This is a genomic window from Nocardia sp. NPDC004340, from assembly GCF_053602575.1.
In genome coordinates, this window is record NZ_JBSGDW010000001.1 from 908,512 (window position 1) to 927,792 (window position 19,281).

Sequence of the window (19,281 nt, forward strand, 5' to 3'; positions counted from 1 at the left end):
CGATCCCGTGGGCGACGCCGAAATCAGCCCGCCATCAGGCCCGGAGGCGTTCCCGGCGGAGCTGATCGACCTCCGGAAGCTCCAGCGGCGGAAGCGAATCCACGCCCAGCGCGCGGCCGAGCAGATAGTCGGCGAGCTCGGGATTGCGGGCCAGGGCGGGGCCGTGCATGTAGGTGCCGAGCACCGAACCCTGGATGACGCCCTCGAGCCCGTCCCCGACCCCGTTGCCGACGCCCTTGGTGACCCGGGCCAGCGGTTTGGCGTCGCCGCCGAGTTTGGTTCCGCCGCGATGGTTCTCGAAGCCGGTGAGCGGCTGGGACAGGCCGGGCACCAGCGGCTGGGTCGCGACCTCGCCGATGGCCCGCTTGTCCTGGGGCGCGGTGGTGACGTCGAACAGGCCCACGCCGTCGACGCGTTCGCCCGACGACGTCTCGTACCAGTGGCCCAGCACCTGGATGGCCGCGCAGATGGCCAGCACCGGCGCACCCCGTCCAGCGGCCTCCTGGAGGCCCGGATAGCGCTGCAGATGGCGGGTGGCCAGCCGCTGGGCCGAGTCCTCCGCGCCGCCGAGGGTGTAGAGGTCCAGGGAATTGGGAACCGGCTCGGTGAGCGGGATCTCGACGATCTCGGCGTCGTAGCCACGCATGCGCAGCCGCTGACGCAACACCACGGCATTGCCGCCGTCGCCGTAGGTGCCCATCACGTCCGGGAGCACGAGGCCGATGCGGACGATCGATTCTCGTGTCATGCTCTATCCTCTCGCACCTTCGCGGGGCCCTCCGTGGTTACACTGCGCTGCCGCCTCCGGGCCTGACCACTCATGCGCGGACGCCCGTCTTCTCTTCGAGGTCGCGGTTCAGGTCGCGGAACGCGGTGTAGTTGGCCAGCACCTCGACCCGCCCCGGCGGGCAGGAGGCGATGGCGCGCAACGGATCCGCCACCGTGATGTGCTCGACGCCGGCGTAGGTGAGGCGGACCGCGAGGTCGGTGGCGCGCTCGCCGGCGGCCACCACCTGGGTGCCCTCGAAGTGCTCGAAGCGCACGTCCCACAGCCAGGACAGGTCCTCGCCGTCGGGCACCTGGCCGTTGACCGCGATCACCAGACCCGTTGCGGCCGGGTCGATCATGGACAGTGCTTCCTGCCAGCCCGCCGGGTTCTTGGCCAGCAGCATGCGGGTGCTGCGGCCGTCCACGTCGACGCTGCGGTAGCGGCCCGCGATCTCCTTCACGGTGCCGGTGGCCGCGGCGGCCACGGCCGGATCCGCGCCCAGCGCGACCGCGGCGGCCACCGCCTGGGCGGCATTGCCGCGGTTGGCGCGGCCCGGAAGGGCAAGGGAGAGCGGCAGTTCCAGGCCGTCGGGGCCGTGCAGGCCCGCCTCGTCGACCCGCCACTGCGGCTCCGGGCGCTGGAAGTCCGCACCCGTGCTGTACCAGTGCTCGCCCTCCCACACGATGGGCTCGCCGCTGCGCGGGCAGCTGGTGGCGTCCACGGCCCAGCCGCTGCCGGCCGAGACCCACACCACGTTCGGGTGGTCGTAGGCGATGGAGGTGACCAGCACGTCGTCGCAGTTGGCGACCAGGACGGCCGCGGGATGCCGGGCCATGCCCTCGCGCAGGCGGCGCTCGATCATATTGATCTCGCCGACCCGGTCGAGCTGGTCGCGGGACAGGTTCAGGAGCACCACCACCGACGGGTTCAGCGCGTCGGCGACGTGCGGCAGGTGCAGTTCGTCGACCTCGATGGCCGCCAGCGGCGCGGTGCGGTGCGCGGTGAGCGCGGCCACGATCCCGGCGTCCATGTTCGCGCCGTCGGCCTGGGTGGCGACCCGGCCCAGCGACTGCAGCGCCGCGGTGGTCATGCGGGTGGTGGTGGACTTGCCGTTGGTGCCGGTCACCAGCACCGTGCGCTTGCCACGGCCGAGCTGCGTCATGAGCGAGGGATCGATCTTCAGCGCGATCAAACCGCCGATCATCGAGCCGTTGCCCCGCCCGGCCCGCCGCGAGGCCCACGACGCCGCCGTCGCCGCCCGCAGCGCCAGCTGTCCGCGCATCGAGATGTCTGCCACGCCCGCGAGTTTATGGGGAACGAGGAACCAGCGTGCACGCGGTGCTGTGTCCAATTTGCCCTCCGCTCCGCTCCGGGCGGTTCGCGGCCCCCGAAGTCTCGTTCTTCCCTCCCTCCGCTCCCCCGCTTCGCTCCTCCGCTCCACTCAGTCCAGAACGAGACGGGCCGCGAACATGCCTGCTCAGCCGTTGTAGAGCATCTTTCGGTAGCTGTCGGCGCTGTAGTACTCCTCGAGCTGTTCGACGGTCTCGGGTGTGGCCGACTGCACATCCTTGACCAGACGTGCCGTACCCGGCAGCGTGTCGGCCGCCCAGCTCTCCGGCTGCCAGAGCGCGCTGCGCATGAACGCCTTGGCGCAATGGAAGAAGATCTGCTCGATCTCGATCTCGATGGCGAGGATCGGGCGATGGCCCTTGACGATCATGTCGTCGAAATACGGTGCGTCCCGGAGCAATCGGGCGCGGCCGTTGATCCGCAGGGTGTCGTTGCGGCCCGGAATCATGAAGAGCACGCCCACATGCGGATTGCTCAGGATATTGAGGTAGCCGTCGGCGCGGCGGTTGCCGGGCCGCTCCGGGATCGCGATGGTCTTGTCGTCGAGCACCCGCACGAATCCGACCGGATCGCCCTTCGGCGAGGCGTCGCAGGTGCCGTCCGCGGCGCTGGTGGCCAGCACCACGAACGGCGAGCGCGCGATCCACTCCCGATCCCGCTCGTGCAGGGTGTAGCGGTCCTTGTTCCGCGGCCGCGGAGCGACCTCCCCCAGCAGTTCACGCAGTTCGACCGGGTCCGTGATCTCGCTCATGTCCCCGATTCAACGCGCACGGGATGCCCCCACACCAGCTCTTTTCCGCCGGTGTGAGGAATTCCCTCAGGCGTCGAACAGATTCGGCTGACCGGCGGCGTACCGCTGGACATCCAGCTGCCGGAACGGCTCCAACTCGGGGGCGCGGTAGAGCGTGAACAGCTTGCAGCGCGGCGCGTCCGAACCGGCCACGTCGAGCAGCTTGTTGACCGCCGCGCGGGCCGATTCCGAAGCACCCTCCATGGTGGCGAGGTCCACGTTGGTGCGTACGTAATCGCCCGCCAGATACAGGTTCTGGAGGCTGTCGGAGTGCGAATCGGGGCGCAACGCCAGCGAACCCGCGGTATTGATCAGCAGCGGGTCGGCATTGGTGTTGCGCTGCTGAGCGGCGTCCCACGTGATGCCGGTGTCGAGGAACCAGGAGTGCAGGTCGTCCTTGCGCAGCAGCTCACCGCGGTCGTTGAGGTGCGCGTCGAGCTGCGCCCAGGTCTCGCGGGCGATCTCCTCGTGCGTGCACTCCTTGGCCGGTTTGCCGTAGAGGATGCCCGGGGTGTTCCAGTCGGAGATGTCGACCGACAGGCAGTCCTGCACGGTGCCGTCACCGAGGCCGGTGACCGGGGTGCGATTCCAGAACTGGCCCTGCGCGATCGAGGTGAGCGACCACGGCGAATCCACGTAGGCGACGTGGCCGCGCGCGATATCGGTGCGGCGGCGGAGGAAGAACTGGATGCCGCTCATCCAGTCCACCGTGAGCTGGCTCATGCCCGCCAATTCCGGTCGCAGCGACAGGATCTCGGGCGTCCACAGGGTGCGGGCCACCTCGACGGGCAGCGCGCTCACGAAATGGTCGGCCTCGATTGTCTGGGCCGCTCCCGACGAATCCACCATCCGCGCACCGGAAATGCGCGCCCCGTCCAGTTCCAGTCCACGGATCTCGGCGTTGACGAAGGTGACGCCGAGTTCGCGCAGCCGGTTGACCCACGGGTCGATCCAGGCCTCGTTGGTGGAGCCGTTCAGCAGCCGGTCGAGCGGGCCGTCATTACCGGTCTCGAGCGGGTTGCCCAGGAACTGCTCGCCCATATTGCCGATGGTGCGGGTGCTGGCCTTGTCGTCCTTGGCGGCCACCAGCAGGGTGGTGAGCGTTCTGGACAGCAGCATGCGGAATTCGTTGGAGCGCTTGCCCGCACCGACGTAGTCCCGCCACGCCACGCTGTCCCACTGACCGTTGCGGCGCGCGTCGCAACTCGTGTTGAAGACCAGCAGGCGATTGGCGAAGTAGAGGGCGTCGGCCGTGCCCATATTGGTGGAGGTGGTGATCGCGGACCCGACTGTTTCGCGGAAGTTGTCGGGGCTGGACCACGGTTTCCCGGCTTTGCCCATCGGAATGATGGTGTCGTCGGTGCCCTTGCGCGAGAAGCGCGCCTCCGACGCCGCGACCAGGTTGTCCCATACGCCATTGGCATTGCCCGCGAACGGGATTCGCCGCATGGTGTCTGGAATGTGACGGTAGAACCCGGGGAAGAAACGGAATCCGTGCTCACCCCACAGTTCCGTCTTCCCGTCCTTGCCGCTGCCCGGGACGGGAATGCTGCGCGCCTTGCCGCCCAGCGCCCGCCGCTCGTACAGGGTCACCTCGAAACCGCGTTCGGCCAGTTCGTGCGCCGCGGTCAGACCCGCGACACCGCCGCCCAGCACGGCTACCCGACGTCCGGCGGCCGCGTGGGCGGTGCCGGGACGGGCGGCCCCCGCCGCCACCGCTCCCGCCATCGCCCCGGCCGCCATTGCTCCACGCAGCACTGATCGCCGCGTGACGGACAAACGCTGTCCTGCCATACCCGTTACCTCCCACGCCTGGTCAGCATCCTATGGAGCTGTCGCAGACAGATGGTCGGTTGGGGTGGAAATTTTCATCCCGAAGGTCCGTAATTCGATCGAACAGCAACAAACCGGACTGCTCAGCTAGGCCTCGACGAGCGTGGGGTCCTGAATTTGGCGGTGTGTCGGCTGGGCGTGTCGAATTTGCCCGGGCGTGGCGGCCTCCACCTCGACCGCCGGGACCCGGCGGCCCGCCGAGGTCGCGGTGAACGCGCCCACGATCACGATCACCGCCCCGACCAGCGACAATGCCGAGGGCGACTCGTGCAGGAAGGCCCACGAGGCGGCGATCCCCACCACCGGCACGGCCAGCGACAGCGGGGCCACCGTGCTCGCCGGATAGCGGCTCATCAGATAGGTCCACAGGCCCGAACCCGCGATGGTGCCCAGCGCCACGATGTAGGCCAGGGCGGCGAAGGCGGGCCATCCGGTCGCCGAGAACGACGCGATCAGGTCGTTCCAGCCGGTGCTCGGCCCCTCGGTGAGCGCGGACAGCGCGAACATGGGGATCGGCGGCACCACGGCCATCCACAGCGTGAGGTGCAGCGGATTCACGTCCGCCGACGAGGCCGCGGCCAGCCGGGACCCGATATTGCCGAAGGCCCAGCCCAAGCCGCCCAGCAGCGTCAGCAGCAGGGGCGCCAGGGCCGCGTGATGCGCCCGATCCCAGCCGATCACCGCCATGCCCGCCATGGCCACCGCGATCCCCGCCAACTGGACCCCGCGCAGCCGTTCCCGCAGGAACACCGCGCCCAGCAGCACCGTGAACGGCGCGGACGACTGCAGCACCAGCGAGGACAGCCCGGTCGGCATCCCCGTCCGCAGGGCGGTGAACAGGAAGGCGAACTGCAGGATCCCGAACCCGATCCCGTAGAGCAGCAACCACTTCCACGCCACCCGGGGCCGCGGCACGAACAACAGCACCGGAATCGCGATGACGGCGAACCGCAGTCCCGCGAAGAAGAACGGCGGGAAGTGCTCCAGCCCGACGTGGATGGCGAGGAAGTTCAGGCCCCACAGCACCACGACGGCGAGTCCGAGCAGGCGATCGCGATTGGTCATGCCGAGAATATTGCTGGCGCTAATAAGTAAGGACAATCGAATAATTCTGCACTCACGATGTAGTAGAACTTAATTGTGCCGACCCCCGAACCGCCCCGCGCCGACGGGCCGCTGATGTCGCTCGAACGGCTGCGGGTGCTGCGGGAACTGGCCGATCGCGGAACAGTTGCCGCGGTCGCCGAAGCCCTGTCCATGACGCCGTCCGCCGTCTCGCAGCAACTGAAGGTGCTGGCCCGCGAGGCCGGGGTGGCGCTGCTCGAGCCGGACGGCCGGCGGGTGCGGCTCACCGACGCCGGGCGGGCGCTGGTGGTGCGCGCGGACGAGGTGCTCGCGGCCATGGAACGCGCGGTCACCGAGATGGCCGAGTACCGGGGATCGCCGCGTGGACGGGTCCGGGTGGCGCTCTTCCCGTCCGGGGCCGCGCTGCTGCTGCCGCACGTGCTGGCCGAACTGGCGGGCGGCGGCGTCGACGTGGTGGCCAGCGACGAGGACGTGCCGCCCAGCGAGGTGCCGCGCTTGCTGGCCGATTACGACGTGGTGCTGACCCACCGCGACGAGCGCGCGCCGTCGCTCACCGGGCCGCGGGTGGCGTCGCGGGTGCTGATGCGGGAGCCCATCGACGTCGTAGTCGCACCCGACCACCGGCTGGCGCGGCAGGGCGCGGTGGTGCCCGCGGAACTCGCCGACGAGACCTGGATCAGCGTGCGCACCGGCTTCCCGGTCGACGACGTGCTGCGCTCCATCGCCACCGTGACCGGCGTGCAACCGCGGATCGCCCAGCGGCTCAACGAGTTCAGCGTGATCGAGGCCCTGGTGGCCACCGGGTACGGCGTCGCCCTCATGCCCCGCTACGCGGTCCGCCACCCGCACCTGGTGATGCTGCGCCTGGCCGGGGTGCGCGCCGCCCGCGTCTACGATCTGGCCACCCGCCCGCACGCCGAGAAGCGGCCCGCCGTCGCCATGGTGATCGCCGCCTTCCAGGCCGCCGCCCGCCACGCCACCACCTGACCCCACGCCGGGGCGACCGGGTTGGAATTTCAGCGGTTGACTTGGAGTGCGCTCCAAGTCCTACCGTGGCGCTCATGAGCATTCGACTCGGGTATCAGATGCCGAACTTCAGCTACGGGGTCGCGCCCCGGGACCTCTTCCCGGCGGTGGTGGCCCAGGCGCGCGAGGCCGAGGCGGCGGGCTTCGACGCGGCCTTCGTGATGGACCACTTCTACCAGTTGCCGCTCCTCGGAGCGCCCGAGGAACCGATGCTGGAGGCGTACACCGCGCTGTCCGGCCTGGCGGCCTCGACCGAGCGAATCCAGTTGTCCGCCTTGGTGACCGGCAACACCTACCGCAACCCGGCGCTCACCGCCAAGACCGTCACCACCCTGGACGTGGTGAGCCGGGGGCGGGCCGTGCTCGGCATCGGCGCGGGCTGGTTCGAGCTCGAGCACCAGGCCTACGGCTTCGACTTCGGCACCTTCACCGAGCGCTTCGAGAAGCTCGGGGAGGCCCTCGAGATCATCACGCCGATGCTGCGCGGCGAGCACTCCACCTTCGACGGCAAGTGGTACCGGACGAAGAACGCCATGAACGAGCCGCGGGTGCGCGACGACCTGCCGATCCTGCTGGGCGGCGGCGGCGAGAGGAAGACCTTCGGGCTGGCGGCCCGCTTCGCCGACCATCTCAACATCATCTGCAACGCCTCCGAGCTGCCCCGCAAGCTGGACGCCCTGCACGCACGCCTGGACGAAGCGGGCCGCGACCCGAAGACCCTGGAGACCAGCTTCCTGGCCTTCGTCATCGTCGACGAGGACGGCGACCGCGCCCGCAAGACCCAGGCCGAGATGCTGGCCCGCATCGGCATCACCGACCTGGGCGCGCTGCCCGCCGAGGCGCTGCGCAACTCCCCCGCCGACCGGCAATTCGTCGGCACCCCGGACGAAGTGGCCGAGCAGATCCAGTCGCGGGTCCTCGATCACGGCATCGACGGCATCATCGTCAACCTGGTCACCAACGGGCACGAGGCGGGCACGGTCGAACTGGCCGGGCGCGCACTCTCGCCCCTGGTCCAGGGCTGAATCGCCGCACGGCACCGATAGACGAAACCCCGCGGTTCTGTTGAACCGCGGGGTTTTTCGTTCGTCGGATCCGGCCGGGGCTCAGCCCTGCGGCGGGAACCCGCCCGGCTGGAAGCCACCCTGCGGCGGCATCCCACCCTGCTGCGGGGGCATACCGCCTTGCTGCGGGGGCATTCCGCCCTGGGGCGGCGGGAATCCACCCTGCGGCGGGAAGCCCCCCTGCTGGGGCGGGAAACCTTGCGCGGCAGCCTGATAGCCGAAGTCGTCGGCCACCATGGCGGCCAGCTCCAGCAGCGCCCGGCGGGTGGGCTTGCCGACCAGTTCGAGGTCGATCTCCGCGCCCTCGGCCAGGTGGTCGTCGAACGGGACGACCTGCACGGCCCGGGTGCGGTCCAGGAACAGCTTGCGCAGCTGGTCCAGGTCCACCGTCGAGGAGCCCTTGCGAGAGGCGTTGACCACCACCACGGTTCGCTCCACCAGCTTGTGGTAGCCGTGGTGGTCGAGCCAGTCCAGGGTGGCCGAGGCGCTGCGCGCGCCGTCGATGGCCGGCGAGGTGACCAGCACCAGCGAGCTCGCCATATCCAGCACGCCGGACATGGCCGAGTGCATCAGACCGGTACCGCAGTCGGTCAGGATGATGTTGTAGAACTGCTGCAGGATGCCGATGGCCTTGCGGTAGTCCGCCTCCGAGAAGGCCTCCGACACGGCCGGATCCTGTTCGGAGGCCAGCACTTCCAGCCGGCTCGGGGCCTGCGAGGTGTGGGCCCGCACATCGGAGTACCGGCTGATGTGCCCGTCCTCCAGCAGGTTTCGCACCGTGGAGCGGGTCTGCCGCGGCACCCGGTGCGCGAGCGTCCCGAGGTCGGGGTTGGCGTCGATGGCGATCACCCGGTCACCGCGCAGCGACGCGAAGGTGGAGCCCAAACCGACAGTGGTGGTGGTCTTTCCGACGCCGCCCTTGAGCGACAGGATGGCGATCCGGTAGTCGCCGCGCACCGGCTGGTTCACCCGGTCCACCAGCTGCCGGTACACCACGTCCGCGGCGGACTCGCCCGGATTGATGACACCGCCGGACGCCTTGTGCACGGCGCGCCGCCAGCCGCTGCCCGGCGCGCGCCGGGCCCGCTTCAAGAGATTGAGGTCATTGACCGAATGTCCGGGCGGCGGCGGCTGCTGACCGTACTGCTGCCCGAACGAGCCCGGCTGCGGCGGAATCCCCTGCTGCTGCTGGGCATTCCAGCCCGGCTGGAAACCGACCTGGGGCTGCGGCTGCTGCGGCGGCGCGGCCGGGGGCGGCGACCAGCTGTAGATCGGCCCGCCCGGCTGGTCGTTGGAGGGCGCGAACTGCCCGGGCTGTCCGGGACCGCCGAAGTGGCCCGGCTCCATCGGTTCACCCGGCTGCTGCTCGGGAAACACCCGGCGCACCATGCCGTCGCTGCCGATCTCCTGCCGGACCTCGCCGTAGGGCGTCTGCTCGCGCACTTCGCCGATCGGCGGAAACCCGCCCGGCACACCGGGATTCGGCGGCGGGGCGAACTGCCCGGCATCCGGCGGCGGAAAGCCGCCCGCGGGTGGGAATCCCGGCGGGCCGTACGGTCCGGGCCCGCCCGGCGCGAACGGATTGTGGCCGTCGGCCGCGAAGGGATTGTGGCCGTCGGGCCCCTGGGGTCCCGGGAACGGTCCGCCATTGCCGGGATACACCACGGTCTGGTCGATCGAATCCGGTACCGGCGGAAAGAATCCGGCCGCCTGCTCCTCGGAATCGGATTCCTTCGACTCGGCGGGCCCGCCCGCTTCCACCTCGTCGAGGATGTCTTCGACGTCCTCCGCCACGATCGGCTTCGCGGTCGAATTCTGATCTTTCGTAGTCACGTGTCCCCCATCTGCTCGACAGCTCGAACAGAGAGCTCGGCGCTATTGCGACCCAACGCTAGCATTGTTGACCCGCCCGGACGCGGCGAGGCAATACCGCCTCCCCGCGACTTCGGCGCACAACCGAGAGCCGCCGACACTCCTGCATGCGTGCCTGCGTTGGGTGCCCAAACCATTGTGGACGTACCCGGTGAGTTACCCCGATCGTCACGAAATCAGGCGTTGCGTTCGCGACGATCGGGGCGCGTTGTCAGGCCTTACGGGCAGCGCGGTTGACCGCCGAGACCACCGCGCGCAGCGAGGCGGTCGTGATCGAGGTGGCGATGCCGACGCCCCACGTGACCTGATCGCCGATGGCGCATTCGACGTAGGCCGCGGCCTGGGCGTCGTCGCCGGAGGACATGGCGTGCTCGCTGTAGTCCAGCACCCGCACGTCGTAGTCGATGGTGGCCAGCGCGTCGACGAAGGCGGCCAGCGGGCCGTTGCCCTCACCGGCGATGGCGTGCTCGACACCGTCGACCTTGACCACGGCCTCGATGTGGTCGACGCCGCCGTCGGTCTCGGACGCGGTCACCTTCTGGCGCATGCGCTCCAGCGGCAGGATCGGGGTCAGGTACTCCTCGGAGAAGACGTCCCACATCTCCTTCGGGGTGACCTCGCCGCCCTCGCCGTCGGTGATCCGCTGCACGGCCTGCGAGAACTCGATCTGCAGGCGGCGCGGCAGCACCAGCCCGTGATCGGTCTTCATGATGTAGGCGACGCCGCCCTTGCCGGACTGCGAGTTCACCCGGATCACGGCCTCGTAGGTGCGGCCGACGTCCTTCGGGTCGATGGGCAGGTACGGAACCTCCCACACGATGTCGTCGACGTCCGCGCCCTGCGCGTCGGCGGCGGCCTTCATGGCGTCCAGGCCCTTGTTGATGGCGTCCTGGTGCGAACCGGAGAAGGCGGTGTAGACCAGGTCGCCGCCGTAGGGGTGGCGCTCGGCGACGGGCAGCTGGTTGCAGTACTCGACCGTGCGGCGGATCTCGTCGATGTTCGAGAAGTCGATCTGCGGGTCCACGCCACGGGAGAACATGTTCATGCCCAGCGTGACCAGGCAGACGTTGCCGGTGCGCTCGCCGTTGCCGAACAGGCAGCCCTCGATGCGGTCGGCGCCGGCCTGGTAGCCCAGTTCGGCGGCGGCCACGGCGGTGCCGCGGTCGTTGTGCGGGTGCAGCGACAGCAGGATGGAGTCGCGGCGGGCCAGGTTGCGGTGCATCCACTCGATGGAGTCGGCGTAGACGTTGGGCGTCGCCATCTCCACGGTCGCGGGCAGGTTGATGATCAGCGGCTTCTCGGGGGTCGGCGCGATGATCTCGGAGACCGCGTCGCAGACCTCACGGGCGTAGTCCAGCTCGGTGCCGGTGTAGGACTCGGGGCTGTACTCGTAGCGCCAGTTGGTGTCCGGGTACCGCTTCTCCACCTCCAGGCACAGCGCGGCCGCGTCGGTGGCGATCTTCTTGACCGCGTCCCGGTCCGCGCGGAAGACCACCCGGCGCTGCAGGATCGAGGTCGAGTTGTAGAAGTGGACGATCACGTTCGGGGCGCCGGCGCAGGCCTCGAAGGTGCGCTCGATCAGCTCCGGGCGGGACTGGGTCAGCACCTGGATGGTGACGTCGTCCGGTACCGCGCCGTCCTCGATGATCTCGCGGACGAAGTCGAAGTCGGTCTGCGAGGCGGACGGGAAGCCGACCTCGATCTCCTTGTAACCCATGCGCACCAGCAGGTCGAACATGCGACGCTTGCGGGCGGGGCTCATCGGGTCGATCAGGGCCTGGTTGCCGTCGCGCAGGTCGACGGCACACCAGCCCGGCGCGCGGTCGATGATCTTGTCCGGCCAGGTGCGGTCGGGCAGCTCGACGGGCTCGACCTCCTCGGCGAACGGCCGGTACCGGAATACCGGCATGGAGGAGTTCTTCTGCTTGTTCCAGGCCGGCTGGTCAGCGGGCGCGGGCTTGGACGGCGCGGTGATGATGCGCGTACCGGAAACGAAAGCATCAGCGGGTGACATGGCGATTTATCTCCGAGGTGTGGCTGGATCCCAGTTATTGGGTAGACCGGCACGGCAGATCCCCGCGGCGGGAGCCGGTCCGAATCAGACCCCGTCGCGGCGGCCGAGGAGAAGTGCCCGCTGCATGATGGTCACGAGTTTACAGGGGCGCGATAGACGCCTGGAAGTCGGGGAGGCGGGGGCCACATCGTCGAGTGTGTCACTCCGGGGCCGGGGCCGGGCCGACATCAGGAGAGATAGGGGCCGTGTCGGGCGCGATAGGGGCGGTATCGGGCGGGATGGGGGCGACGTCGACGGAGACGGTGATGGTCGATTCGCGGGCGTCGGTGTAGATGATGCCGCGCAGCGGGGGGACGTCGGCGTAGTCACGGCCCCAGGCGACGGTGACATAGCGGTCGTCGGCGAACTGGTCGTTGGTCGGGTCGAAGCCGATCCACCGGCCGGCACCGCCGGGCAGCCAGACGTCGGCCCAGGCGTGGGTGGCGTCCGCGCCGACCATCCGTTCCTTGCCCGGGGGCGGGTCGGTGGAGAGGTAGCCGGAGACGTAGCGGGCGGCCAGGCCCTGGGAGCGCAGGCAGGCGATGCCGAGGCGGGCGAAGTCCTGGCAGACGCCGTGACGTTCGGCGAAGACGTCGGCGACGCTGGTGCTGACCGTGGTGGAGCCGGATTCGTAGGCGAAGTCGGTGTGGATACGGGTGGTCAGTTCCCGGACCGCTTCCAGCAGGGGGCGGCCGGGCGGGAAGGATTCGGCGGCGTAGGCGGCGATCTCGGGGGTGATCTCGGGTGGGGTCAGGTCGAGGGTGAATTCGACCGCGAGCGGGCCGTTCCCGGCGCCGGGGCGGGCCTGCTCCCAGGGCGGTTGCGCGGCGGGGACGGCGGGCGGGGCGACCTCGACCAGGGATTCGCCGGTGACCTCGAGGCGGCGGTGGCCGGCGGTGACATGGAAATAGAGGGTGGTGTTGCCGTACACGTCCGCGCCGACCGACCGGTCCGACGGCACCGGGTCCACGCGCGTGTCATGGGCGAGCAGGCGCTGACCCGGGAACTCGCGCGGGGTGAGATACGCGCGGCCATAGGAACTGCTGACCACGTCGGAGTACTCGTAGACGGTGCGGTGCAGCACCCGGTAGCGGCGCATCAGCCCACCACCCGGGCGGTGCCCCAGAGCGGCTGGATCTCCGAGGGCACCGATAGCCGGGTCGCCTCGAAGGACTCGGAGAGCTTGCGCAGCCGCAGGTGGACGCCGTCGAGCAGGTCGGCCAGCTCGGCGCGGCGGCCCTCGGCGTCGACCGCCTCCAGGCCGGCCGGATCGACGCGGCGCAGCATGCGCTGAGCGTCGGCCAGCAGTCGTTGCGGGCGGGCGGATCCGGAGGCGCCGGGCAGCGCCTGGAAGTCGTCGTCCAGGCGTTGCAGCTGGTAGGCCAGCGACCGCGGATTGTGCTCGTCGAACAGCAGCAGGCCCGCCACGGCGGCGATGCGCACCGAATCGCGGTGGCGGCGGCGGTAACTCACCGCGGAGACGGTGGCCTGGAGGACGGCGTCGGTGATCACTCGCCCGGCCTCGGGCGGATGGTCGCCGGTGAGCGCGGAACTCATGAGCGCCGCCAGCGCGAGGGCGCGTTCCAGGCGGCGGCCGATGTCCATGACGTGCCAGCCGGTGTCGCGCACCGTGGACTCGGCGTCGATGCCGGTCAGCGACAGCAGCGCGGACAGGGCGCGCGAGTGCACGGCGGACAGGGCCGCGCCCCGATCGCCCAGTGCGTCACGGTATTCCGACAGGGCGCGGTCCAGGGAGCCGAGCACCATCCAGGTGTCGGGCGAGAGTTGATCACGGACGGCGCGGGCGGCCTTGGCGTAGCGCTCCACGGAGAAGGCGACCGAACCGGTGACATCGCGGTCGACGGTGAGCGAGACCAGGTAGTCGTGATCGCGGCGGGAGGCGCCGGGCAGAGCGATCGGGACGGTCGGTTCGTCGGAGTACTCGCGGCGACGGGAGATCTGCGCGGCACCCACGGGCTCGGGCAGGGACTGCGACTGTCCGGGATAAGCCGGTCCGGGCTGCGCGGCGGATCTCGATGACGTCCCCGGGCGCGCTCGCGACGGCGACACCCCGGGACGCCGCCTGCCGGAGCGGTCGGTCGAATCCTCGTGCACCGGTACCGGTTTGACGCCGACCCGGGTCGGCGCGGGCAGCGCGGTTCCGGTCATGCGGGCCAGCGCGTCCATCAGGATCGGCATGGCTTCCGCCCCCTCCATCCAGGGCCGATAGCGGTAGTCCTGGTGCCGGTCGTGGATGGCGGCGAGCAGGCGCACGGTGACCTCCGCGCGTTCGCCGTAGCGGCCCAGCCAGAACAGATCGTCGAGGACGCGCGGCGAGCTGACCACATCGACGGGGGCGACGGCCACCACCAGGCGTTCGCGCTCCTCCGGCACGTCGACCGCGGGCACGGCCGGAACCTCGGCCGGCGTGGCGCGCACCCAGACGTCCTTGGCGGCGGCCTCCCCCACCATGCCGTCGGGACCCCCGCGCTGATGCAGTTGCCCCAATCCGCCCTGCATGACGCGGTATCCGACCCGACCGGCCAGCGAGAACAGCCGGACCGCGACGGGTGCGGCGACCAGTCCGCCCGAGCCGTCCACCGCCGGCGCGACGGAGAAACGGGCGGGTTCCTGCCCCACCCATTTCCAGCCCTCGGCCTCCACCCGGGCCCGCCACCGCGCACGCTGGGCGGCGGTGAGGACCGGTCCGAAGACGGTGGAGCCGTCGACGGTGGAGCGCAGGACCAGCCGGTGCAGATTGGCGGTCAGGTGGGAGCGTTCGGAATCATCTCCGCCCCAATAGGATTCGACGCTGGGCAGGGTGAGTTCCTCGTCCAGCAGTCGCCGGGACAGCCGGGGCAGGAACGGGGCCAGCCCCGGATTCTCCAGCAGCCCGCTACCCAGGGTGTTGACGACCGTGACCGCGCCGCGACGCAGCACCTCCACCAGCCCGACCACGCCCAGCCGCGAATCCGCGCGCAGGTCCAGCGGATCGGAGAATTCGGCGTCCACCCGGCGCAGCACCACGTCGACCCGTTTCAGGGTGCCCAGCGATCGCATCCACAGGCGGCCCTCCCGGACCACCAGGTCGGCGCTCTCGACCAGCGGGAAGCCCAGCACCGACGCCAGATACGCCTGATCGAAGGCGGTTTCGGAGTGCACGCCGGGGCTCAGCACCACGACCACGGGGTCCTCGTCGGCGGCGCGGGGCGCGGCCTCGATGAGCATCAGCCGCATGGCCCGCACGAACGGGGTGAGCGGGCGCGGGCTGGCCAGTTCGAACGCCTCGGGGATGGCGGCGGACACGACGCGGCGGTCGGCCAGCGCGTAGCCCGCGCCGGACGGGGCCTGCGCCCAGTCGGCCAGCACCCGGAAGCCGCCGTCGCTCCAGCGGCTCACATCGCAGGCGTGCAGGAACAGCTGATGCCGTCCCGGCAGCGAGATGCCGTGCGCGGCACGGACATACCCCCGGTTGGCGAAGACCAGCTGCGGCGGCAGCAGGCCCTCGGTGAGGGTGCGGCGCGGGCCGTAGACGTCGGCGAGCACGGCGTCGAGCAGCCGGGAGCGTTGCACCACACCGGATTCCAGGGCCACCCATTCGGTGTCGGAGAGCAGCAGCGGGATCGGGTCCAGCCGCCACGGCGAGGGGGCGGCGGGTTCCGCGGACGGGGTCAGTTCGGTGTAGGTGATGCCGTCGTCCTCGACCAGCCGCCGGACCCGGGTGTCGATGCGCCGCAGCCCTTCCCGGCCCTGGTCCAGGACGTCGGCGGACAGGTCGGCCCACATGCCGCGCAGGCGGCCGTCCCGGTCGGCGAGTTCGTCGTAGTAGCCGCCGGTGGCGAGGCCGCAGGCGTCGCGCGCGCCGGTGTCGGCCGCGGCGGCGCGGTAGTTCGCGAATTCCTCGAGCACCTCCCGGCGCGCGGCCAGGGCGGTCCACCGGTCGGGTTCTCCCGGCGTGGCGTCTCCGGGCGGCACCGCGTCGAGCACTGTCACCGCAACCACTTCCCCGGGTATGCCTATCGATCGCCGACGTTCGGGTGGGCCCGCGGACCGCCGGCCGTGCCCCACACGGTCCGCGCCCGGCGCAGATCGAGTATTCCGGGCGCGCCCACGTCCGTCGCCTGTATGGCCATTTTGGCACGCACATCGGCGAGATCGACCGGACCCGGAGTGTGCCCGGTGGATTCGAAGCGCCGGTTGCGCCGCGATTGCGCCACCATCGCGTTCACCGGCGGCCCGGCGTAGAACATGCCGCCGGGATGACTCACGTGATAGGTGCAGCCGCCGCGCGACAGTCCGGTCTCCAGGTCGATCACGTCGAAGACCAGGGGCGCGTCCACGGTGATGGTGGGGTGCAGGGATTCCGGCGGCTGCCAGGCGCGATACCGCACACCCGCCACCTGTACGTCCGCGCGCCCGGCCGGGACCAGCGGCAGCGGGAAGCCGTTGCAGGTCACCACGTATCGGTCCCGGTCGGCGCCGGTGACCCGCACCTGCAGCCGCTCCACCGACGAGTCCACGTACCGGGCGGTCCCGGACGCGGTGGTCTGTTCGCCCAGGGTGTTCCACGGTTCGATCGCGCCGCGCAGTTCCACTTCCATATCCCCGAGTACCACCGTGCCGAAGCGGGGAAAACGAAACTCCGAGAACGGATCGAGCCAGCTGGTCTCGAATTCGATACCGTGCGCGCGCAGATCGGCCGCGACATCGGCGATATCGGCCTGCAGGAAACGCGGCAGCAGATAGCGGCCGTGCAGATTCGCGCCGTGCCGGATGAGCGGGGCCGTGTACGGATGCTCCCAGAACCGCAGCACCAGCGCCCGCACCAGCAGCGACTGCACCATGGCCATCCGGAAATGCGGCGGCATCTCGAAGCCGCGCAACTCCACCAGTCCCAGTCGGCCGCGCGCCGAATCCGGACTGTAGAGCTTGTCCACACAGAACTCGGCGCGATGGGTATTGCCGGTGAGATCGGTGAGCAGATGCCGCAGAGCCCGGTCCACCGCCCACGGCGGCGCGACGGACTCCTCGGAATCGTCGCCCGCCGCGGCCCGGCTCAACCGCGCGATCTCGGCGAACGCGATCTCCAACTCGTAGAGCGTGTCCTCGCGCCCCTCGTCCACCCGCGGCGCCTGCGACGTCGGCCCGATGAACCGGCCGGAGAACAGATACGACAGCGCCGGATGCCGCTGCCAATAGGTGAGCATCGACACCAGCAGATCCGGTCTGCGCAGCAAGGGCGACCGTGCGGGTGTCCGCCCACCCAGCGTGATGTGATTGCCGCCCCCGGTTCCCCGATCGGTGCCGTCCACATCGAACGCCTCGGTGCTCAACCGTGCCAGCCGCGCCTGCTCGTACAGGTTCTCCAGCAGCCGCGACTGCTCACCGAACCCGGTGGTGGGCTGCACATTCACCTCGAGCACGCCCGGATCCGGAGCCAGCGACAGCGTGTGCAGCCGGTCGTCCACCGGCGGCGGATACCCCTCGAGCACGATCGGCACGCCCACCGCCACCGCCGCGTCCTCGACCCGGCGGACGAGATCGCAGAACGCCCCGAATTCCGCGATCGGCGGCAGGAAGACGTACAACTGTCCGTCGCGGATCTCGGCGACCAGCGCGGAGATGGGCGCCCGCTCGGCGGACTCGACCACGGCCGCGGGCTCGCCGGGCGCGAAGGGCTTGCGGGGCGCGAACGGATCCGCCTCCGCGCGCGGCGGCGGCGCGTTCCAGGTGACCGATCCCAGGGGCAGCCGCAATCCGGCCGGAGAATCGCCCTCGGTCAACATGATCCGGCCGCGCCGCAGCCGCCAGTCCGCGCTCGCCCAGCCCGCCTCGTCGGCGCGGCGGTACAGCGACAGCACGCAGGCCACGGGCTCGCCGACCGCGGTGTCGAGGCGTTCCATCAGCTCGCGGCGGGCCCGCGCCGAATCCCGGCTCGGCACGAGATCCTCCTCCGCACCGACCGGATCCCCGGACGGCGCGGCGACTTTCGCCGCCATCCGGCGCAGCGGGTCCTCGAAAGCGGGGCGGACCTGACTGTCCGGCAGTCCCAGACCCCGGGCGATGTGGCTGATCAGCGCACGTGCGTCCCGGGCGTCGGTAGGGCCCGGCGCTTCGGCGTCCGCCGGGGAAGGGTGCGTCAGGAGGTCGAGGTGGCTCCAGAGGGGTTCATCGTCGTCACGCCAGGTGAGGGCGATTTCCCAGCGCGGCAAGGGTTCTCCGGGATACCACTTGCCCTGGCGGTACTGGATCAGGCCGGTGGGGGCGTAGATGCGGCGGAGGCGGTCGGCGAGATCGGTGGCGCGTTCGCGTTTGGCGGGGCCGTCGGCCTCGGTGGTCCATTCGGGGGCGGTCTGGTCGTCGACGGAGACGAAGGTGGGTTCGCCGCCGATGGTGAGATCGATTCCGGCGGCGGCGGTGCGGGCGTCGACCGCGGCGCCCGCGGCGCGGATGCGCTGCCATTGGGAATCGGTGTAGGGCAGGGTGACCCGTGGGTCCTCGTGGATGCGGCGGACCGTGTTGGAGAAGTCGAGGGTGGCGGTGACCGGGTCGGTGGCGCCGGTGATGGGGGCCGAGGACACCGGGTGCGGGGTGGCCGCCAAGGGGATGTGGCCCTCTCCGGCGAAGAGTCCGGAGGTGGGGTCCAGGCCGACCCAGCCCGCGCCGGGGATGTACACCTCGGTCCAGGCGTGCAGGTCGGTGAAGTCGGCGGGCGGGCCGGAGGGGCCGTCCAGAGATGGGACGTCCTGGGCCAATTGGATGAGGTAGCCGGAGACGAACCGGGCGGCCAGGCCGAATTCGCGCAGGATGGAGACCAGCAGCCAGGCCGAGTCGCGGCAGGAGCCCAGGCCGGCGCGCAGGGTGTGGCCGGGCGTCTGCACACCCGGCTCCATGCGGATCGTGTACGCGACGTCCTGGCGCAGCGCCTGATTCACGGCGATCAGGAATTCGATGGTGCGGGGCCGGTCGCGCGGGGCGTGGCGGCGCACCCAGTCGCGTACGAGACCGCCTGGCCCCGTGTCATTTTCACCATCGGCGACCGGCCGCAGGTATGCCTCCAGGTCGGCGGCCAGTTGCGGGGAGTACTCGAACGGGAAGTGCTCGGACCGGTCCTCGACGAAGAAGTCGAACGGATTGATGGCGTCCATGTCGGCGATCAGCCCGACCACGATGGACAGTTCCGGCGTCGGTTCGTGGAAGACCAAGCGCGCCAGGAAGTTCCCGAACGCGTCCTGTTGCCAGTTCACCCAGTGGTTTCCCGGCGTCACCCGCATCGAGTACGCCTCGATGGCGGTGCGGGTGTGCGGGGCGGGGCGTAGCCGGACCACGTGCGGGTGGACGCGCACGGGGCGGTCGAAGGAATAGGTGGTGCGGTGTTCGAGGGAAACCTTGATCCCCATCCGTCCAGTTCACCACGGCGGACCCCCGGCACGCGCAA

At 70.4% G+C, this 19,281-nt stretch carries 12 protein-coding genes; 2 read left to right on the forward strand and 10 right to left on the reverse strand.

All coding sequences use genetic code 11. The features are described from left to right. Nucleotides 1-34: 34 nt before the first annotated feature. The 5 genes from ACWEOI_RS04005 to ACWEOI_RS04025 all read right to left on the reverse strand — a co-directional run bounded on the left by ACWEOI_RS04005 (nucleotide 35) and on the right by ACWEOI_RS04025 (nucleotide 5,807). Complete coding sequence (locus tag ACWEOI_RS04005) at nucleotides 35-748, reverse strand: type 1 glutamine amidotransferase (protein WP_452358882.1); 714 nt, start codon at nucleotides 746-748, stop codon at nucleotides 35-37. Nucleotides 749-818: 70 nt separating this feature from the next. Beyond that, the gene (locus tag ACWEOI_RS04010) at nucleotides 819-2,051 is read right to left on the reverse strand and encodes a MurT ligase domain-containing protein (protein WP_433673207.1); all 1,233 of its coding nucleotides are present in this window, start codon (nucleotides 2,049-2,051) and stop codon (nucleotides 819-821) included. A gap of 195 nt (nucleotides 2,052-2,246) precedes the next feature. Beyond that, nucleotides 2,247-2,870, reverse strand: coding sequence for a pyridoxamine 5'-phosphate oxidase family protein (locus tag ACWEOI_RS04015; RefSeq protein WP_452358883.1), 624 nt, complete (start codon nucleotides 2,868-2,870; stop codon nucleotides 2,247-2,249). Between the two features lie 66 nt (nucleotides 2,871-2,936). After that, nucleotides 2,937-4,637: an FAD-dependent oxidoreductase gene (locus ACWEOI_RS04020; protein WP_433673206.1), complete on the reverse strand. Its 1,701-nt coding sequence runs from the start codon at nucleotides 4,635-4,637 to the stop codon at nucleotides 2,937-2,939. 192 nt (nucleotides 4,638-4,829) lie between these two features. Continuing rightward, entirely contained in the window at nucleotides 4,830-5,807 is a 978-nt protein-coding gene (locus ACWEOI_RS04025) for an EamA family transporter (protein WP_452358884.1), read from the reverse strand. Between the two features lie 114 nt (nucleotides 5,808-5,921). On the opposite strand from ACWEOI_RS04025, the gene ACWEOI_RS04030 reads away from it, so the two are divergent. Next, nucleotides 5,922-6,815: a LysR family transcriptional regulator gene (locus ACWEOI_RS04030; RefSeq protein ID WP_452359191.1), complete on the forward strand. Its 894-nt coding sequence runs from the start codon at nucleotides 5,922-5,924 to the stop codon at nucleotides 6,813-6,815. 74 nt (nucleotides 6,816-6,889) lie between these two features. Beyond that, on the forward strand, nucleotides 6,890-7,879 hold the full coding sequence (locus ACWEOI_RS04035; protein WP_452358885.1) for an LLM class F420-dependent oxidoreductase: 990 nt from the start codon (nucleotides 6,890-6,892) through the stop codon (nucleotides 7,877-7,879). Between the two features lie 81 nt (nucleotides 7,880-7,960). Here ACWEOI_RS04035 and ACWEOI_RS04040 read toward each other — a convergent pair whose 3' ends face one another. The 5 genes from ACWEOI_RS04040 to ACWEOI_RS04060 form a co-directional block, all read right to left on the reverse strand. After that, nucleotides 7,961-9,751: a MinD/ParA family ATP-binding protein gene (locus ACWEOI_RS04040; RefSeq protein WP_452358886.1), complete on the reverse strand. Its 1,791-nt coding sequence runs from the start codon at nucleotides 9,749-9,751 to the stop codon at nucleotides 7,961-7,963. 250 nt (nucleotides 9,752-10,001) lie between these two features. Next, nucleotides 10,002-11,804 carry a 2-isopropylmalate synthase gene (gene leuA, locus ACWEOI_RS04045; RefSeq protein ID WP_452358887.1) on the reverse strand — a complete coding sequence of 601 codons (1,803 nt, stop codon included), beginning with the start codon at nucleotides 11,802-11,804 and terminating at the stop codon, nucleotides 10,002-10,004. Between the two features lie 199 nt (nucleotides 11,805-12,003). Then, entirely contained in the window at nucleotides 12,004-12,942 is a 939-nt protein-coding gene (locus ACWEOI_RS04050; protein ID WP_433669924.1) for a transglutaminase family protein, read from the reverse strand. After that, nucleotides 12,942-15,836, reverse strand: coding sequence for a circularly permuted type 2 ATP-grasp protein (locus tag ACWEOI_RS04055; protein WP_452358888.1), 2,895 nt, complete (start codon nucleotides 15,834-15,836; stop codon nucleotides 12,942-12,944). The genes ACWEOI_RS04050 and ACWEOI_RS04055 overlap by 1 nt, the downstream gene beginning before the upstream one ends. 23 nt (nucleotides 15,837-15,859) lie before the next feature. Beyond that, a complete protein-coding gene (locus tag ACWEOI_RS04060; RefSeq protein WP_452358889.1) occupies nucleotides 15,860-19,243 on the reverse strand; it encodes a transglutaminase family protein in 3,384 nt (1,127 codons plus the stop codon). Nucleotides 19,244-19,281 lie beyond the last annotated feature (38 nt).

What these genes read in the sequence shown, in the direction of transcription:
- ACWEOI_RS04005 (WP_452358882.1), bottom strand. Translation starts at nt 748, where the DNA reads ATGACACGAGAATCGATCGTCCGCATCGGCCTCGTGCTCCCGGACGTG.
- ACWEOI_RS04010 (WP_433673207.1), bottom strand. Translation starts at nt 2,051, where the DNA reads ATGCGCGGACAGCTGGCGCTGCGGGCGGCGACGGCGGCGTCGTGGGCC.
- ACWEOI_RS04015 (WP_452358883.1), bottom strand. Translation starts at nt 2,870, where the DNA reads ATGAGCGAGATCACGGACCCGGTCGAACTGCGTGAACTGCTGGGGGAG.
- ACWEOI_RS04020 (WP_433673206.1), bottom strand. Translation starts at nt 4,637, where the DNA reads ATGGCGGGAGCGGTGGCGGCGGGGGCCGCCCGTCCCGGCACCGCCCAC.
- ACWEOI_RS04025 (WP_452358884.1), bottom strand. Translation starts at nt 5,807, where the DNA reads ATGACCAATCGCGATCGCCTGCTCGGACTCGCCGTCGTGGTGCTGTGG.
- ACWEOI_RS04030 (WP_452359191.1), top strand. Translation starts at nt 5,922, where the DNA reads ATGTCGCTCGAACGGCTGCGGGTGCTGCGGGAACTGGCCGATCGCGGA.
- ACWEOI_RS04035 (WP_452358885.1), top strand. Translation starts at nt 6,890, where the DNA reads ATGAGCATTCGACTCGGGTATCAGATGCCGAACTTCAGCTACGGGGTC.
- leuA (WP_452358887.1), bottom strand. Translation starts at nt 11,804, where the DNA reads ATGTCACCCGCTGATGCTTTCGTTTCCGGTACGCGCATCATCACCGCG.
- ACWEOI_RS04050 (WP_433669924.1), bottom strand. Translation starts at nt 12,942, where the DNA reads ATGCGCCGCTACCGGGTGCTGCACCGCACCGTCTACGAGTACTCCGAC.
- ACWEOI_RS04060 (WP_452358889.1), bottom strand. Translation starts at nt 19,243, where the DNA reads ATGGGGATCAAGGTTTCCCTCGAACACCGCACCACCTATTCCTTCGAC.